The organism is Actinosynnema sp. ALI-1.44, from assembly GCF_001984155.1.
Classification (GTDB): Bacteria; Actinomycetota; Actinomycetes; order Mycobacteriales; family Pseudonocardiaceae; genus Kibdelosporangium.
The window spans coordinates 262,571-276,926 of the sequence record NZ_MTQO01000052.1; the positions used below are offsets into that span (position 1 = coordinate 262,571).

Sequence of the window (14,356 nt, forward strand, 5' to 3'; positions counted from 1 at the left end):
CGCCGCTATGCGCGACCGGCGGGTGCGGGAAACGGCACCTCGCCGGTCCGCAGCAATTCCAACGCCCGGTCGGTCAGCGTGCGCATGCTGGCTTTCCCGCCGCTTTCCACCCATTCGCGGACGCTGACGTCGATCACGGCACACGCGGTGGACGCCGCCAGCCTCGCGGTCAGGTCGGGAGAACGGCTCCCACCCCGCCGGGCGACCTCGTCCGAGATCTCGTCGCACCACCGGTCCCAGATACCGCTGAACTGCGCGTTCACCGACGGCGTGCAGGTGGACATGTCGTACACGGCCAGCACACGGGCTTCGTTGGACACAATCGTGGCGATCACGCTGTCGATCAGCGCGTAGAGCGCCTCGGACAACGGCACATCGTCGGGCTGCTCGCGCAACCGTTGCACAGCTGCGGACAAGTGCGTCTCGACGAAGCTGATGATCAGGGATTCCTTCGTCGGGAAGTACCGGTAGAGCGTGCGCGGGCCGACCTCGGCGGCAGCGGCGATCTGCTCGACGGTGGTCCGGTCGAAGCCGTGTTCGGTGAACAGCTCGAACGCCTTGTCGGCGATCAGGTGCCGCGTGCGCTCCATCTTGATCTCGCGAAGCCCCACGGCCGTCCTCCTCCCCGGGCAAAGATCCAGGCGCCGATGCTACAGCGGGGTCCCGGCCACCGAACGTTGCGACAGTGGCCGCCTACTGGCAGTCTAGTTCTTATGGCACTCACTGCCACATTTTGGAAGGGATCTCCCCGATGACCGACCAGTCGACCCTGTCCACCGCGCCGACGTTCCCCACCACGAGGACGCCAGGCTGCCCTTTCGAGCCGCCCGCCGAGTTCACCGACCTACGCGACCGGGAAGCCATCACCCAGGCCAGCTGCCCCGCGGGCATCGACGCGTGGGTGGTCAGCCGTTACGAGGACGTCCGGACGCTGCTGTCGGCACCCGGCATCAGTTCACGAAAGGCGCCGTCGACGCACGTGACGCCCAACGCGGACCTGGACGAACCCATCCAGCCCGGCAACCTGCTCCAACTCGACGGCAAGGAGCACGCCCGGCTGCGGCGCATGCTGACCGGTGAGTTCACCGTCCGACGGATGGAAGCGTTGCGGCCGTACATCCAACGCGTCGTCGACGAGCACATCGACGCGTTACTCGCCGGCCCGAGGCCTGTCGACTTCTACGAGCACTTCGCGCTGCCGATCCCGTCGCTGGTGATCTGCGAACTGCTCGGGGTCCCGTACGAGGACCGCGAGTTCATCCACACCCGCAGCGCCGCGCTGATGCCGGTGGACGGCGACCAAGAAGTCGCATACGCCCACTACGTCGAAATACAGGAGTACATGGGCAGGTTGCTCGACGGCAAGCTGGCCGATCCGGGCGACGACCTGATCAGCCGGTTGATCGAGCGCAGTCGCGAGTCCGACGACCCGATCACCGCGGCCGAGATGGTCGAGCTGAGCACCACCCTGCTCATCGCGGGCCACGAGACGACCGCGAACATGATCGCCCTGAGCACGGCGGTGCTGGCCCAGCACCCGGACAAACTCCAGGCGCTGCGCGACGACCCCGAGCTCGCGCCGTCCGCCGCCGAGGAGATGCTGCGCTACCTGTCGGTGGTCCAGTTCGGGCTGCTGCGCTACGCCACCGAGGACCTCGAACTCGGCGGCCGGACCGTCAAGGCGGGCGACTGGCTGGTAGCCGCGCTGAACGCGGGAAACCGCGACGAGCGCGTCTACGACAACGCCAATGAGATCGACCTCGAACGCAAAGCCAAGACCCACCTGGCATTCGGGTTCGGCATCCACCAGTGCATCGGCCAGCAACTGGCCCGGATCGAACTCCAGGAGGTGTACGCACGGCTGTTCCGGCGGGTGCCCACCCTCCGGCTCGCGGTGTCCCTCGACCGGATCCCGTTCAAGGACAACACCCTCGTCTATGGTGTGCACGAGTTGCCGGTCACCTGGGAGGGCTGAAAGAGCATGGACCGGATCGTGGTCATCGGGGCGTCGGCTGCCGGGCTCACCGCGGCGGAAACGCTGCGCAAGGAGGGCTTCGACAGGCAGTTGACGCTCATCGGCGACGAGCTGCACCTGCCGTACGACCGTCCGCCGTTGTCCAAGCAGGTCCTGACGGGCATGTGGGACACCGGCAAGATCGCCCTGCGCAAGGAGGAGGTCTACGAGCAGTCGGGGATCGACATGCGGCTCGGGACGAGAGCGACGGGCCTGGACACCGGCGCACGCGTGGTGCGGCTCGACGACGGCAGCGAGATCGGCTACGACGGCCTGATCATCACCACCGGCGTCCGGCCCCGGCTGCTTCCGTCGGGCCACGATCTGACCGGTGTGCACGTGATGCGCACCCTGGACGACGCCGTCGCGTTGCGGGCCGAGCTGGCCACGTCGGCTCGGCTGGTCGTCATCGGCGCCGGGTTCCTCGGCTGCGAGGCGGCCGCGTCGGCCCGCAAGCTGGGGCTGGACGTCACGCTGGTCGACCCGCTCCCCCAGCCGATGGTCCGCCAGTTCGGCGACCGGATCGGCGGCCTGATCGCCCAGCTGCACACGAGCGAGGGCGTCGACGTCATGACCGGCGTCGGCGTGCAGGCCATCCTCGGCGACAGCCGGGTCACCGGGGTGCGGCTGACCGACGGAACCCAGCTCGACGCGGACGTCGTCCTGGTGGCGATCGGTGCCGTTCCGGCGACCGACTGGCTGGCCGACAGCGGTGTCCTGATCGGTGACGGCGTGCTGTGCGACGCCACCTGCCAGGCGCTGCCGGGCGTGTACGCCGCCGGTGACGTCGCCAGCTGGCACCACGAGGGCCTCGGCGAGCGGGTGCGCGTCGAGCACCGGATGAACGCGACCGAACAGGCAATGGCGGCCGCGCGCAACCTGCTCGGCGCGAACACGCCGTTCAAGCCGATCCCGTACTTCTGGACCGACCAGTACGACACGAAGATCGCGGCTTTCGGGCTGCTCGCGCCGGACGCGGACGTGACCGTGGAGCAGGGCGAAGCGGCGGAAGGCAAGTTCATCGCGCACTACACGCGCGCGGGGAAGCTGATCGGCGTGCTCGCCTGGAACATGCCAAGGGAGCTGCGCAAAGCGCGGGGCCTGCTGGCTGAATCGATCGGCTAGGTCGTGTTTCACATGTCCGGTCGATGAGAGTCGGGATCGGGGCGGTTCCTGGCGTCGCCGCGCGGACGCCGGAATACTGGTTGTCTTTTGGTGTTCGCGCGGTGGCGTCAGGGACCGCATCCGGCCCGACTATCGCGATCGGGCATGTGAAACGCGGCCTAAAACGGTTCAGAGCGCCTCGGCGCGACATGACCATGGGTGCAGTGCGGCGGACGCTGCCGCACTCAGCACACACTCACCGATTCGGCGTCCTGCTGGGACGGCCTGCCCACCCGCAGCCTGCCCAGCGCGCCCCGGGGGGTCCGGACGTGATCCGCGTCATCCTGATCGATCACGCGGGTTACCCCGTCCGTCCACATAGGTACGCAGCCGCGGCGTGCGACCGGCACCGGGTGCCAGTCCCGTCTATCCGATGTGGACTGTTCGACTACTCGCGGCCGCGCACGATGTTCGGCTCGAAGTAGTCGTCATCGTCCAGCTGGACAGGCAGTTCCAGCTCGTAGGCGCCTTCGGTGTCCTCCTCGAAGGACACTCTGTCCCGCATGGCGGTCATGGCCCGCTCCGCTCTTCCGTACCAACTGATTAATCAATGGAAGCGAAAGCGCAAACCACTCTCAACCCCTATTCCACGTTGTGACACAGATTTCACGACAACTTGTGAAAGCTCAGCGCACTGTTGACAGCATTCGCTCTTGACAAACCGGTGGGTTGCGTACTCGCGACGATCGCGGCCATGCTCGGGGTGGTGAGCGAGCCGATCGACGAGCACTTCACCCGTACGGTGCAGGCGCTGTCCCCCTATGGCGGCAACGACAACGACAACTGCGACGAAGTGCGACTGCTCGATCTGTTCGATTCGCAACTGGGCAGCAGGCACATCGATCTCGTCGCACGCGAACTGGGTGGTCAGGGCAAGGGTTTCTACAGCATCGGGTCGTCGGGACACGAAGGGAACGCCGCTGTCGCCGCGGCACTGCGACCGACCGATCCGGCGCTGCTGCACTACCGATCGGGTGCGTTCCACATCGAACGGGCACGCCAGGTAACCGGCGTCGATCCGCTGCTGGACATGCTCCTCGGGATCACCGCCGCGGCGGACGAACCGATCTCGGGCGGCAGGCACAAGGTGTTCGGAAACGTGGCGCTGTCGGTCATTCCGATGACGTCGACCATCGCGTCGCACCTGCCGCGCGCGGTCGGACTGGCACTGGGTGTCCAACGCGCGGCGAAAATCGGCCTGCCCTCGCCGTGGCCGGACGACGCCGTTGTCGTGTGCACGTTCGGTGACGCCTCAGCGAACCACTCGACCGCGCTCGGCGCCCTGAACGCCGCACGGCACTGCGCCTTCCAGCGACTGCCGCTGCCGGTGCTGTTCGTGTGCGAGGACAACGGCATCGGGATCAGCGTCCGGACACCACCCGGCTGGGTCGCCGAAGCCCACGCCGGAGCGGGGTTGAAGTACTTCTCGGCCGACGCGACCGACCTGACGTCGGTCGTGCCGGTCGCGGACGAGGCCGTGTCGTGGGTGCGCGCCAAGCGGGCGCCCGCGTTCCTGCACCTGCGGACAGTCCGGCTGATGGGGCACGCCGGATCCGATGTGGAGAGTGCGTACCGGTCGCAGGCCGAGATCACCGCCGACTACCCGCTCGACCCGCTCGTGCGGACCGCTGAGCTGCTGGTGTCGACGGGTCTGCTGACACCGTCCGAAGTGCTCGAACGCTACGAGGCGAAGCGCGCCGAGGTGCGGGCGCTGGCGCGCGACGCCGTGGCGCGGCCCAAGCTGGCCGGGGCGAAGCAGATCATGGCCCCGTTGGCCACTTCCCCAGTGGACGCACCGTTCGTGCCGGTGTCCGGCACCCTGGCGCAGGGCATCAACCAGGCGCTCGGCTGGATCCTGGCTTCCGACCCCGGCGCGCTGGTGTTCGGCGAGGACGTCGGCCGCAAAGGCGGCGTGTACGGCGTGACCCGCGGCCTGCACAAGAAGTACGGCCCGGCCAGGGTGTTCGACACCGTCCTCGACGAACAGTCCATTCTGGGCACCGCGCTGGGCACGGCACTGGCCGGGTTCCTGCCGATCCCCGAGATCCAGTACCTGGCCTACGTGCACAACGCGCTCGACCAGATCCGTGGCGAGGCGGCGACCATGCGGTTCTTCTCCAACGACCAGTACCGCAACCCGATGATCGTGCGGCTCGCGGGCCTCGGCTACCAGAAGGGCTTCGGCGGTCACTTCCACAACGACAACTCGATCGCCGCACTGCGCGACATTCCCGGGGTGCTGATCGCCGTCCCGGCGCGCGCGGACGACGCGGCAGCCATGCTGTACACGTGTGCCAGCGCCGCCCGCACCAACGGCCAGGTATCCGTCTTCCTGGAGCCGATCGCTCTCTACCACACGCGTGACCTGCATGAACCCGGCGACAACGGCTGGCTCGCGTCGTCGTCGGAGTCCGCCCCGATCGGTCGTGCCCGGATCTACGGTTCCGGTGCGGACCTGACCATCGTGACGTTCGCCAACGGCGTTCCGATGTGCCTGCGCGTGGCCCGTCGGCTCGCTTCCCGTGGTGTCGACGCGCGGGTGCTGGACTTGCGGTGGATCGCGCCGCTGCCGGTCGCGGATCTCCTGGCGCACGCCAACGAGACCGGCCGCGTTCTCGTCGCCGACGAGACCCGCCGGACGGGCGGGGTGTCCGAAGGCGTCTTCGCTGCGTTGCTCGACGGCGGCTACCGCGGCGCGCTGCGCCGGGTCACCAGCGAGGACTGCTTCATCCCGCTCGGCCCAGCGGCCCACCAGGTGCTGTTGGACGAGGACAGCATCTTCAAGGCCGCGCTGGACACGGTCACGGGGTGAGCCGCGCGCTCGGCAGGATCATGGACCGGGCGTCGAGCCGCTGGCTGAGCCCGCCGTAGCTGAGCATCAGGTCGGGGACTCGCTGCAACCGCGTCGGGTCGAGGCTCGTGGGGTACCCGACCAGGGTCACCAGCGCGGCCGTCTGTTCGTCCACGCCCGCGTACCCCCGGATCGACTGTTCGACAGCGGTCCGGTCGGTGACGGCGACCGCCGCGCCGCGGCTGAGCGCACGCTGGAAGGCGGCGATGGTGTTCGGGTTGTCCGCCGCGAACTTCTCCGTCGTCGCATACCCGGAGATCGGGATTTCCGCGGTCGGCCCGGCGGCGGCGTCGAACAGCGGTAGGGCGCCGTACCGTTTGGACACGTCAGTGATGTACGGCTCGGACAGCAGTGCCGCGTCCACACGGCGGCTGCGCAACGCTTCCCCCATCTGCGTGTAGGGCATCTCCACGAATGACGGCACAGTGACGTTGGCACCGCTCGTGCCCAGCACGGACTTGATGGTCAGATCAGCGAGGCTGTTCGCGGTGGTCACCGCGACGCGTTTGCCGGACAGGTCAGCGGGCTTGCGCAACGGCGAATCCTTGGCAACAAGCACCATCCACGTGCGTGGGTTCGCGTAGTAGCCGTCGGCGACGAAGCGGATCGCCGCGGTCCGCTTGGCCTCCGCGGTGAAGAACGACACGTAGTTGCCGAACACGAGGTCCAATTCACCCCTGGCCATCGTGGGAATCGCGGCACCGGCGCCCTGGATCGTGACGAACTCGACCTCAAGGCCCTCCGCCGCGAAGTAGCCGCGTTCCGCGGCGAGGAACACCGGTGCCGCGCCGAGAACGGGTAACACGCCTAATCTGATCCGCTTCTTCTCCACAGGTGAGCGGTCCGGGGTGGACCCTCCTGTGCATGCCGTCAGAACGACGACCGTCAGCAACGCGATCAGCCGACCACAACGCCGGAGCCAGCACACGTAGACCTACCGCCAATCCAGTCGTCCCCTGTGGAGGAAGACCCAACTCGACCGGTGCCCGGCAGACAAGCACAACGTGACCTACAACGCCGTCAGGGCGCGGAAATCGGCCTGGACCAGCGTTCGACCACTATGAACGGAACGCGTGGCGTGTCCACCGCTGCGGGGGATGGCGTGGCGAAGGGGCCGCATGCCGGTAAGGTGCCTTCACGATATACCCGAGCGCCCCTCAAGTGACTGGCGGAGCTTGCCGAACTCGGCCGCCAGCGCGGGCAGCTGGTAGTGCGCGTTCAGACCGGACGGGTTGGGCAGCACCCACAACCGCGCCGGGCCGAGCCGCTCGTCCTGCGGGCCGATCGTCGCCTTCGGACGGCCGAACCCGACCCGGTAGGCGCCGATGCCCACGACCGCAACCGTTTGCGGGGCGTATTCGACCGCCAAGGCGGTCAGGATTTCGGCCCCCTGGACGAATTCCCGACTGGACAGTTCGTCGGCGCGGGCCGTCGGCCGGGCGACCATGTTGGTGATGCCGAGGCCGTAGTCGAGCAAGGTGAACTGCTCGGACGGCTTGAGCTGCCGCGGCGTGAAGCCGGACAGGTGCAGCGCGGGCCAGAACCGGTTGCCCGGCCGGGCGAAGTGCTGCTTCAACTCGGCAGACAAAAGCCCCGGGTTGATTCCGCAGAACAGCACGGAAAGACCCGGGGCGATGATGTCGGGGACGGCCGTCAAACGGTGAATCCCAACGCGCGCAACTGCTCGCGGCCGTCCTCGGTGATCTTCTCCGGGCCCCACGGCGGCATCCAGACCCAGTTGATCCGGAAGTCCTCCACTAGCCCGCCACCCGGGCCACCGGTCAGCGCGGTCCGCGTCTGGTCCTCGATCACGTCGGTCAGCGGGCACGCCGCCGACGTCAGCGTCATGTCGATCGTCGCGGTGTTGTCGTCCTCGACCTTGATGTCGTACACCAGGCCGAGGTCGACCACGTTGATCCCCAACTCGGGGTCGACCACGTCACGCATGGCCTCCTCGAGGTCGTCGATCGCCGCGATGTCGGCCTTCGGCGCGACCTCGGGCATCCCCTCGGCTCCGCGCACCACTTCGGTCTCGCTCATGCCGAGTCTCCTTCCGCTCGTACGACCGCGTCCTTGAAAGCCATCCACCCCAGGAGAGCACATTTCACGCGTGCCGGGTACTTGGCCACGCCCGCGAACGCCACACCGTCCTCGAGCACGTCCTCGTCCGGCACGATCTGGCCCTTGCCCTGCATGAGCTCGGTGAAGGCGTCCAGGGTCTTGAACGCCTCCCCCACGCTACGCCCGACCACCAGGTCCGTCATGACGGACGTCGACGCCTGGCTGATCGAGCAGCCCTGGCCCTCGTACGACACGTCGCTGACCGTCTCGCCGTCCAGCTTCACCCGGAGCGTCACCTCGTCCCCGCAGGTCGGGTTGACCTGGAAGGACTCCGCGTCGAACGGGTCACGCAGGCCGCGGCCGTGCGGGTTCTTGTAGTGATCCAGGATGATCTCCTGGTACAGCTGCTCCATCTGCATCGTCAGCTCACCCCGAAGAACCGTTTGGTCTCCTTGACCCCGTCCACCAGCGCGGTGACGTCGTCGAGGTCGTTGTACAAGTAGAACGACGCACGGATGCTCGCCGGAATTCCCAGCCGCCGGTGCAACGGCCACGCGCAGTGGTGCCCGACGCGGACCGCGATGCCCAGGTCGTCCAGGACCTGGCCCGCGTCGTGCGGGTGCACGCCGTCGATCACGAACGCGACCGCGCCACCGCGGTCGGTCATGTCCGTCGGCCCGACGATCGTGACGCCGGGGATCTCGGCGAGACCGCGCAGCGCGGCCTCGGTGAGCGCGTGCTCGTGGGCGGTGATCCTGTCCATGCCGACCACCGACAGGTAGTCGATGGCCGCACCGAGGCCGATCGCCTGCGACGTCATCGGCACGCCCGCCTCGAACCGCTGCGGTGGCGGCGCGAAGGTCGAACGGGCCATCTGGACCATCTCGATCATCGACCCACCGGTCAGGAACGGCGGCATCGCCTCGAGCAGCGACCGCCGCCCGTACAGCACACCGATCCCGGACGGGCCGACCATCTTGTGCCCGCTGAAGACCGCGAAGTCCACCCCGAGCGCCTGGAAGTCGACCTTCTGGTGCGGCACGGACTGGCACGCGTCCAGCACCGTCAGCGCGCCGACTTCCTGAGCCTTGGCGACCAACGGGGCGACCGGGTTCACCACACCGGTCACGTTGGACTGGTGGGTGAACGCGACGATCTTCGTCTTCGGCGTGACCAGCTCGTCGAGGTTCGACAGGTCAAGACGGCCGTCGTCGGTGACACCGAACCACTTGAGCGTCGCACCGGTGCGCAGCGCGAGCTGCTGCCACGGCACGAGGTTCGCGTGGTGCTCCATCTCGGTGATGACGATCTCGTCGTCCGGCCCGAGCAGGAACCGCGCGGCCTCGGGCCCCGCGATCGACGCGTTGCTCATCGCGTACGCCACGAGGTTGATGCCCTCGGTGGCGTTCTTGACGAACACCAGCTCGCCCACGTCGGCGCCGACGAAGTCGGCGATCTTGCGCCGCGCCTCCTCGTACGCCTCGGTCGCCTCTTCGGAGAGCTGGTGCGCACCGCGGTGCACGGCCGCGTTCGAGGTCTCGAGGAACTCGCGTTCGGCGTCGAGCACCTGACGCGGCCGCTGCGAAGTCGCGCCCGAGTCGATGTAGTGCAACGGTTTCCCGTCACGCACCGTCCGCTGCAGGATCGGGAAATCCTTGCGGATGGTTGCTACATCAAGGGAGTCGTTCCCGGTGGGGGCGGGCGCCCCCGCAGGGGGTCGGCTTGTCACTGTGCGACGGCTTCCTCGCGCTTGCCGGTGAACCGCACGTAACCCTCGCTCTCGAGCTGGTCGGCGAGCTCGGGGCCACCCGACTCGACGATCTTGCCGCCCGCGAAGACGTGCACGAAGTCCGGCTTGATGTAGTTCAGGATCCGCGTGTAGTGCGTGATCAGCATGACGCCGACCTCGCCGGACGCGCGGTAGCGGTTCACGCCCTCGGACACGACGCGCAGCGCGTCGACGTCCAGGCCCGAGTCGGTCTCGTCGAGGATCGCGATCTTCGGCTGGAGCAGGCCCAGCTGCAGGATCTCGTGGCGCTTCTTCTCACCGCCGGAGAAGCCCTCGTTCACGCTGCGCTCGGCGAAGGCCGGGTCGATGTCCAGGTCGGACATCGCGGTCTTGACCTCCTTGACCCAGGTGCGCAGCTTCGGCGCCTCGCCACGCACGGCGGTGGCCGCGGTGCGCAGGAAGTTCGACATCGACACGCCGGGGACCTCGACCGGGTACTGCATGGCGAGGAACAGGCCGGCGCGGGCGCGCTCGTCCACGCTCATCTCCAGCACGTCCTCGCCGTCAAGCAGGACCTGGCCGGAGGTCACGGTGTACTTGGGGTGCCCGGCGATCGCGTAGGACAAGGTGGACTTGCCCGACCCGTTCGGGCCCATGATCGCGTGCGTCTCGCCCGCGTTGATCGTCAGGTTGACGCCGGACAGGATCTCTTTCTCGACCTCGTCGGCGGTGACCGAGACGTGCAGGTCCTTGATCTCCAGGGTGGCCATAACTTCGTCTTCTCCGTTTTGCGCAGTCAGTTCAGGGCCGCGGTTGGTTAACCACGGTGGTGGGGTCGACGTAGACGTCGTCGCCGTCGACGCGAACCGCGTAGACGTCAACGGGTTCGGTCGCGGGCGGGGAGGACGGCTGCCCGGTGCGCAGGTCGAAACACGAACCGTGCAGCCAGCACTCGATTCCCTTGCGGGTGACCTCGCCCTCGGACAACGACAGCGAAGCGTGCGAGCACTCGTCTCGCAGGGCGTGCACCTCGTCGCCCTCGCGCACCAGCACGACGGCGACGTCGCCGACCTCGACGGCAAGAGGCTTCTTGTCGTCCAGTTCGGACAGTGCACATGCCCGTATCACGCGCCGACCGCCTCGAGCTCGGCCTCGATCGCCGCTTCGAGCCGCTCGCGCAGCTCGGGGACGCCGATCTTGACCAGGATCTCGTGGAAGAAGCCGCGCACGACGAGGCGGCGCGCCTGCTCCTCCGGGATTCCCCTGGCCTGCAGGTAGAACAGCTGCTCGTCGTCGAACCGACCGGTGGCGCTGGCGTGCCCGGCGCTGACGATCTCGCCGGTCTCGATCTCCAGGTTCGGCACCGAGTCGGCGCGGGCGCCGTCGGTCAGGATCAGGTTCCGGTTCAGCTCGAACGTCTCGGTGCCCTCGGCGGCCGCGCGGATGAGCACGTCACCGATCCACACCGTGTGCGCGCCCTCGCCCTGCAGCGCGCCCTTGTAGACCACATTGGACTTGCAGTTGGGCACCGCGTGGTCGACGAACGTCCGGTTCTCGAAGTGCTGCCCGGCGTCGGCGAAGTACAGGCCCAGCATCTCGGCGTCGCCGCCGCGCTCGGTGTACGTCACGGTCGGCGACAACCGCACGACGTCGCCGCCGAGGGTGATCGTCGTGTGCCGCAGCGTCGAGTCCCGGCCCAGCTTGTTGTGGTGCGACGACACGTGCACCGCGTCGTCCGCCCAGTCCTGCACGGACACCACGGTGAGCCGGGCGCCGTCGCCGACGATGAACTCCACGTTGTCGGCGTACGTGCCGGAACCGCTGTGGTCGACGACCACGACGGCCTCGGCGAACTGCTCGGCGCGGACCTGCAGGTGCCCGTAGGCCACCTTGCCCGCACCGGGACCGGCCACCTTGACGAAGATGGTGTCCGGCCTGGCTTCCTTCGGGATCGTCACGACCGTGGCGTCCACGAAGGACGACCAGGCCTGCGCGGCGATCCGGTCGTCCGGCGTGCCCGCCGTGCCGAGCCGGGCGTCACCGCGCTGCACGGTCTCGACCTTCACCTCGTCGGCGGCTTCGACCGACACCGTGACGGCGCCGTCGGCGGCCGCTCCACTGTGGAGGCCACGCAGGCGCTTCAACGGCGTGAAGCGCCAGATCTCCTCGCGACCGCCGGGTACCTCGAACGCGTCCACGTCGAACGATGCGAACTGCGCCGCACGAGAGGAAGCGGGAACGACAGCGCCCGCGCCGTGCGAGTGCTCCTTGACTAGCTCCGCCATGTCAGCCGACGGCCCCTTCCATCTGCAGCTCGATCAGGCGGTTCAGCTCGAGCGCGTACTCCATTGGCAGCTCACGCGCGATGGGCTCGACGAATCCGCGAACCACCATCGCCATCGCCTCGTCCTCGGTCAGGCCGCGCGACATCAGGTAGAACAGCTGGTCCTCGCTGACCTTCGAGACCGTGGCCTCGTGCCCCATTTGGACATCGTCCTCGCGGATGTCCACGTAGGGATACGTGTCGCTGCGCGAGATCTGGTCGACCAGCAGCGCGTCGCACTTCACAGTGGACTTCGAGTGGTGCGCGCGCTTGTTGACCTGGACCAGACCGCGGTACGACGTGCGGCCACCGCCACGGGCCACCGACTTCGACACGATGGTCGACGACGTGTGCGGCGCCATGTGCACCATCTTGGCGCCCGCGTCCTGGTGCTGGCCCTCGCCCGCGAACGCGATCGAGAGGACCTCGCCCTTGGCGTGCTCGCCCATCAGGAACACCGACGGGTACTTCATGGTGACCTTGGAGCCGATGTTGCCGTCGACCCACTCCATGGTCGCGCCCGCTTCGGCCTTCGCGCGCTTGGTGACCAGGTTGTAGACGTTGTTCGACCAGTTCTGGATGGTCGTGTAGCGGCAGCGGCCGCCCTTCTTGACGATGATCTCGACGACCGCGGAGTGCAGCGAGTCCGACGAGTAGATCGGCGCCGTGCAGCCTTCGACGTAGTGCACGTAGGCGTCCTCGTCGACGATGATCAGCGTCCGCTCGAACTGGCCCATGTTCTCGGTGTTGATCCGGAAGTAGGCCTGCAGCGGGATGTCGACGTGCACGCCCTTCGGCACGTAGATGAACGAGCCGCCGGACCAGACCGCGCCGTTGAGCGCGGAGAACTTGTTGTCACCGTGCGGGATGACCGAGCCGTAGTACTCCTTGAACAGCTCCGGGTGCTCCTTGAGCGCCGTGTCGGTGTCCAGGAAGATGACGCCCTTCTCCTCCAGGTCCTCGCGGATCTGGTGGTAGACGACCTCGGACTCGTACTGCGCCGCGACACCGGCGACGAGGCGCTGCTTCTCCGCCTCGGGGATGCCGAGCTTGTCGTACGTGTTCTTGATGTCCTCCGGCAGGTCCTCCCAGCTCTGGGCCTGCTTCTCGGTCGAGCGCACGAAGTACTTGATCGAGTCGAAGTTGATGCCGGACAAGTCCGAGCCCCAGTTGGGCATCGGCTTGCGCTCGAAGAGCTGCAGGCCCTTGAGCCTGCTCTCGAGCATCCACTCGGGCTCGCTCTTCTTGGCAGAGATGTCCCGAACGACGTCCTCGTTCAGGCCACGGCGAGCGCTGGACCCAGCCACATCGTTGTCCGCCCAGCCGTACTCGTAACGACCGAGGGTCGCCAGAGTCTCGTCCTGGGTCATCGGCACAGCTGTGGTGGGAGTGCGCTGCTCGGCAGCGGCAGTCATGCGGGATTCCCTCCATCCGGGATCGGTGGGCCTGATGAGGTGGAATAAGGCTCCACCGGTATGTGCGTCGTGCACGCGGCATCGCCACGTGCGATGGTCGCCAGCCGCTGCACGTGGGTGCCGAGCAGGTCGGCGAACGCCGCCGTCTCGACCTCGCACAGCTGGGGGAACTCGGCCGCGACGTGCGCCACCGGGCAGTGGTGCTGGCACAGCTGTTCCCCCGCCCCGACCTTGCGAGTCGAGGCAGCGTAGCCCTCACGGGTCAACGCGGCGGCAAGGGCCTCCGCTTTCTCCTGCGGCGTGTCCGCCGAGGTCACGGAAGTCCGGTGTGGATCGACGAGGGTCTTGATCCGGCGCTCGGCGAAGGCCTGCACGGCCTCCTGCCCGCCCGTCTCGGCGAGGAACCTGATCGCCGCGACAGCCAGGTCGTCGTACGCGTGCCCGAACCGGGCCCGGCCCGCCTCGGTCAGCAGGAAGAGCTTGGCCGGACGACCGCGTCCCCGCGCCTTGCGCTGCGGAGCGTCCCTGGTGCACGCCTGGCCGTCGACCAGGAGAGCATCGAGGTGTCGCCGGACAGCCGGACCGCTGAGCTTGAGCTGCTCGGCGATCGCCACCGCGCTCACCGGGCCCTGCTCGAGCAGCAGCCGGGCGACGGCGAGCCTCGTGCTGCCGTCGGCCGCCTGCTGAGCGGGTCCGGTGTTTTTCACAACATTGATGTTACCTAATTGGCTCGCGCTCGCTCAACGAGGGCCACCCGTGACTCCAGTCATGTTCGATGGCGACGAACACGCAACGCTCA

The 14,356-nt window shown here is 67.8% G+C and carries 15 protein-coding genes; 3 read left to right on the plus strand and 12 right to left on the minus strand.

The window, feature by feature from the left end; genetic code table 11:
- Positions 1–5: 5 nt before the first annotated feature.
- Positions 6–611, minus strand: coding sequence for a TetR/AcrR family transcriptional regulator (locus ALI144C_RS39115; protein ID WP_076992276.1), 606 nt, complete (start codon positions 609–611; stop codon positions 6–8).
- A gap of 140 nt (positions 612–751) precedes the next feature.
- Here ALI144C_RS39115 and ALI144C_RS39120 point away from each other — a divergent pair, with 140 nt between their 5' ends.
- Both ALI144C_RS39120 and ALI144C_RS39125 read left to right on the plus strand, forming a co-directional pair.
- Positions 752–1,975 carry a cytochrome P450 gene (locus tag ALI144C_RS39120; RefSeq protein ID WP_076992277.1) on the plus strand — a complete coding sequence of 408 codons (1,224 nt, stop codon included), beginning with the start codon at positions 752–754 and terminating at the stop codon, positions 1,973–1,975.
- Positions 1,976–1,981: 6 nt separating this feature from the next.
- Positions 1,982–3,139 carry an NAD(P)/FAD-dependent oxidoreductase gene (locus tag ALI144C_RS39125; RefSeq protein ID WP_076992278.1) on the plus strand — a complete coding sequence of 386 codons (1,158 nt, stop codon included), beginning with the start codon at positions 1,982–1,984 and terminating at the stop codon, positions 3,137–3,139.
- 427 nt (positions 3,140–3,566) lie between these two features.
- On the opposite strand, the gene ALI144C_RS58565 is transcribed toward ALI144C_RS39125, so the two are convergent.
- The gene (locus ALI144C_RS58565) at positions 3,567–3,692 is read right to left on the minus strand and encodes a hypothetical protein (RefSeq protein ID WP_269086726.1); all 126 of its coding nucleotides are present in this window, start codon (positions 3,690–3,692) and stop codon (positions 3,567–3,569) included.
- 192 nt (positions 3,693–3,884) lie between these two features.
- On the opposite strand from ALI144C_RS58565, the gene ALI144C_RS39130 reads away from it, so the two are divergent.
- Complete coding sequence (locus tag ALI144C_RS39130; RefSeq protein ID WP_237774529.1) at positions 3,885–5,990, plus strand: dehydrogenase E1 component subunit alpha/beta; 2,106 nt, start codon at positions 3,885–3,887, stop codon at positions 5,988–5,990.
- Here the strand turns inward: ALI144C_RS39130 and ALI144C_RS39135 are convergent.
- The 10 genes from ALI144C_RS39135 to ALI144C_RS39180 form a co-directional block, all read right to left on the minus strand.
- Positions 5,980–6,861, minus strand: coding sequence for an ABC transporter substrate-binding protein (locus ALI144C_RS39135; RefSeq protein ID WP_168211467.1), 882 nt, complete (start codon positions 6,859–6,861; stop codon positions 5,980–5,982). The two genes, ALI144C_RS39130 and ALI144C_RS39135, sit on opposite strands and share 11 nt — an antisense overlap.
- Before the next feature lie 303 nt (positions 6,862–7,164).
- Complete coding sequence (gene mug / locus ALI144C_RS39140; RefSeq protein ID WP_237774530.1) at positions 7,165–7,686, minus strand: G/U mismatch-specific DNA glycosylase; 522 nt, start codon at positions 7,684–7,686, stop codon at positions 7,165–7,167.
- Positions 7,683–8,069, minus strand: coding sequence for a metal-sulfur cluster assembly factor (locus ALI144C_RS39145; protein WP_076992280.1), 387 nt, complete (start codon positions 8,067–8,069; stop codon positions 7,683–7,685). The genes mug and ALI144C_RS39145 overlap by 4 nt, the downstream gene beginning before the upstream one ends.
- Positions 8,066–8,509: a Fe-S cluster assembly sulfur transfer protein SufU gene (sufU, locus tag ALI144C_RS39150; protein WP_076992281.1), complete on the minus strand. Its 444-nt coding sequence runs from the start codon at positions 8,507–8,509 to the stop codon at positions 8,066–8,068. The genes ALI144C_RS39145 and sufU overlap by 4 nt, the downstream gene beginning before the upstream one ends.
- Before the next feature lie 2 nt (positions 8,510–8,511).
- Positions 8,512–9,819 carry a cysteine desulfurase gene (locus tag ALI144C_RS39155; RefSeq protein WP_076992282.1) on the minus strand — a complete coding sequence of 436 codons (1,308 nt, stop codon included), beginning with the start codon at positions 9,817–9,819 and terminating at the stop codon, positions 8,512–8,514.
- Positions 9,816–10,589, minus strand: a complete 774-nt coding sequence (gene sufC / locus ALI144C_RS39160) for a Fe-S cluster assembly ATPase SufC (RefSeq protein ID WP_076992283.1) — start codon at positions 10,587–10,589, stop codon at positions 9,816–9,818. Before sufC ends, ALI144C_RS39155 begins: the two co-directional genes overlap by 4 nt.
- Before the next feature lie 31 nt (positions 10,590–10,620).
- A complete protein-coding gene (locus ALI144C_RS39165) occupies positions 10,621–10,947 on the minus strand; it encodes a non-heme iron oxygenase ferredoxin subunit (RefSeq protein WP_076992284.1) in 327 nt (108 codons plus the stop codon).
- Positions 10,944–12,104 (minus strand): Fe-S cluster assembly protein SufD, encoded by a 1,161-nt coding sequence (sufD, locus tag ALI144C_RS39170; protein ID WP_076992285.1) that lies wholly within the window; start codon positions 12,102–12,104, stop codon positions 10,944–10,946. Before sufD ends, ALI144C_RS39165 begins: the two co-directional genes overlap by 4 nt.
- 1 nt (position 12,105) lies before the next feature.
- Entirely contained in the window at positions 12,106–13,557 is a 1,452-nt protein-coding gene (gene sufB, locus ALI144C_RS39175; RefSeq protein ID WP_076992286.1) for a Fe-S cluster assembly protein SufB, read from the minus strand.
- Positions 13,554–14,264: a helix-turn-helix transcriptional regulator gene (locus tag ALI144C_RS39180; protein ID WP_237774531.1), complete on the minus strand. Its 711-nt coding sequence runs from the start codon at positions 14,262–14,264 to the stop codon at positions 13,554–13,556. Before ALI144C_RS39180 ends, sufB begins: the two co-directional genes overlap by 4 nt.
- Between the last annotated feature and the right edge of the window lie 92 nt (positions 14,265–14,356).

What these genes read in the sequence shown, in the direction of transcription:
- ALI144C_RS39120 (WP_076992277.1), top strand. Translation starts at nt 752, where the DNA reads ATGACCGACCAGTCGACCCTGTCCACCGCGCCGACGTTCCCCACCACG.
- ALI144C_RS58565 (WP_269086726.1), bottom strand. Translation starts at nt 3,692, where the DNA reads ATGACCGCCATGCGGGACAGAGTGTCCTTCGAGGAGGACACCGAAGGC.
- sufB (WP_076992286.1), bottom strand. Translation starts at nt 13,557, where the DNA reads ATGACTGCCGCTGCCGAGCAGCGCACTCCCACCACAGCTGTGCCGATG.
- ALI144C_RS39145 (WP_076992280.1), bottom strand. Translation starts at nt 8,069, where the DNA reads ATGAGCGAGACCGAAGTGGTGCGCGGAGCCGAGGGGATGCCCGAGGTC.
- sufU (WP_076992281.1), bottom strand. Translation starts at nt 8,509, where the DNA reads ATGCAGATGGAGCAGCTGTACCAGGAGATCATCCTGGATCACTACAAG.
- sufC (WP_076992283.1), bottom strand. Translation starts at nt 10,589, where the DNA reads ATGGCCACCCTGGAGATCAAGGACCTGCACGTCTCGGTCACCGCCGAC.
- sufD (WP_076992285.1), bottom strand. Translation starts at nt 12,104, where the DNA reads ATGGCGGAGCTAGTCAAGGAGCACTCGCACGGCGCGGGCGCTGTCGTT.
- ALI144C_RS39125 (WP_076992278.1), top strand. Translation starts at nt 1,982, where the DNA reads ATGGACCGGATCGTGGTCATCGGGGCGTCGGCTGCCGGGCTCACCGCG.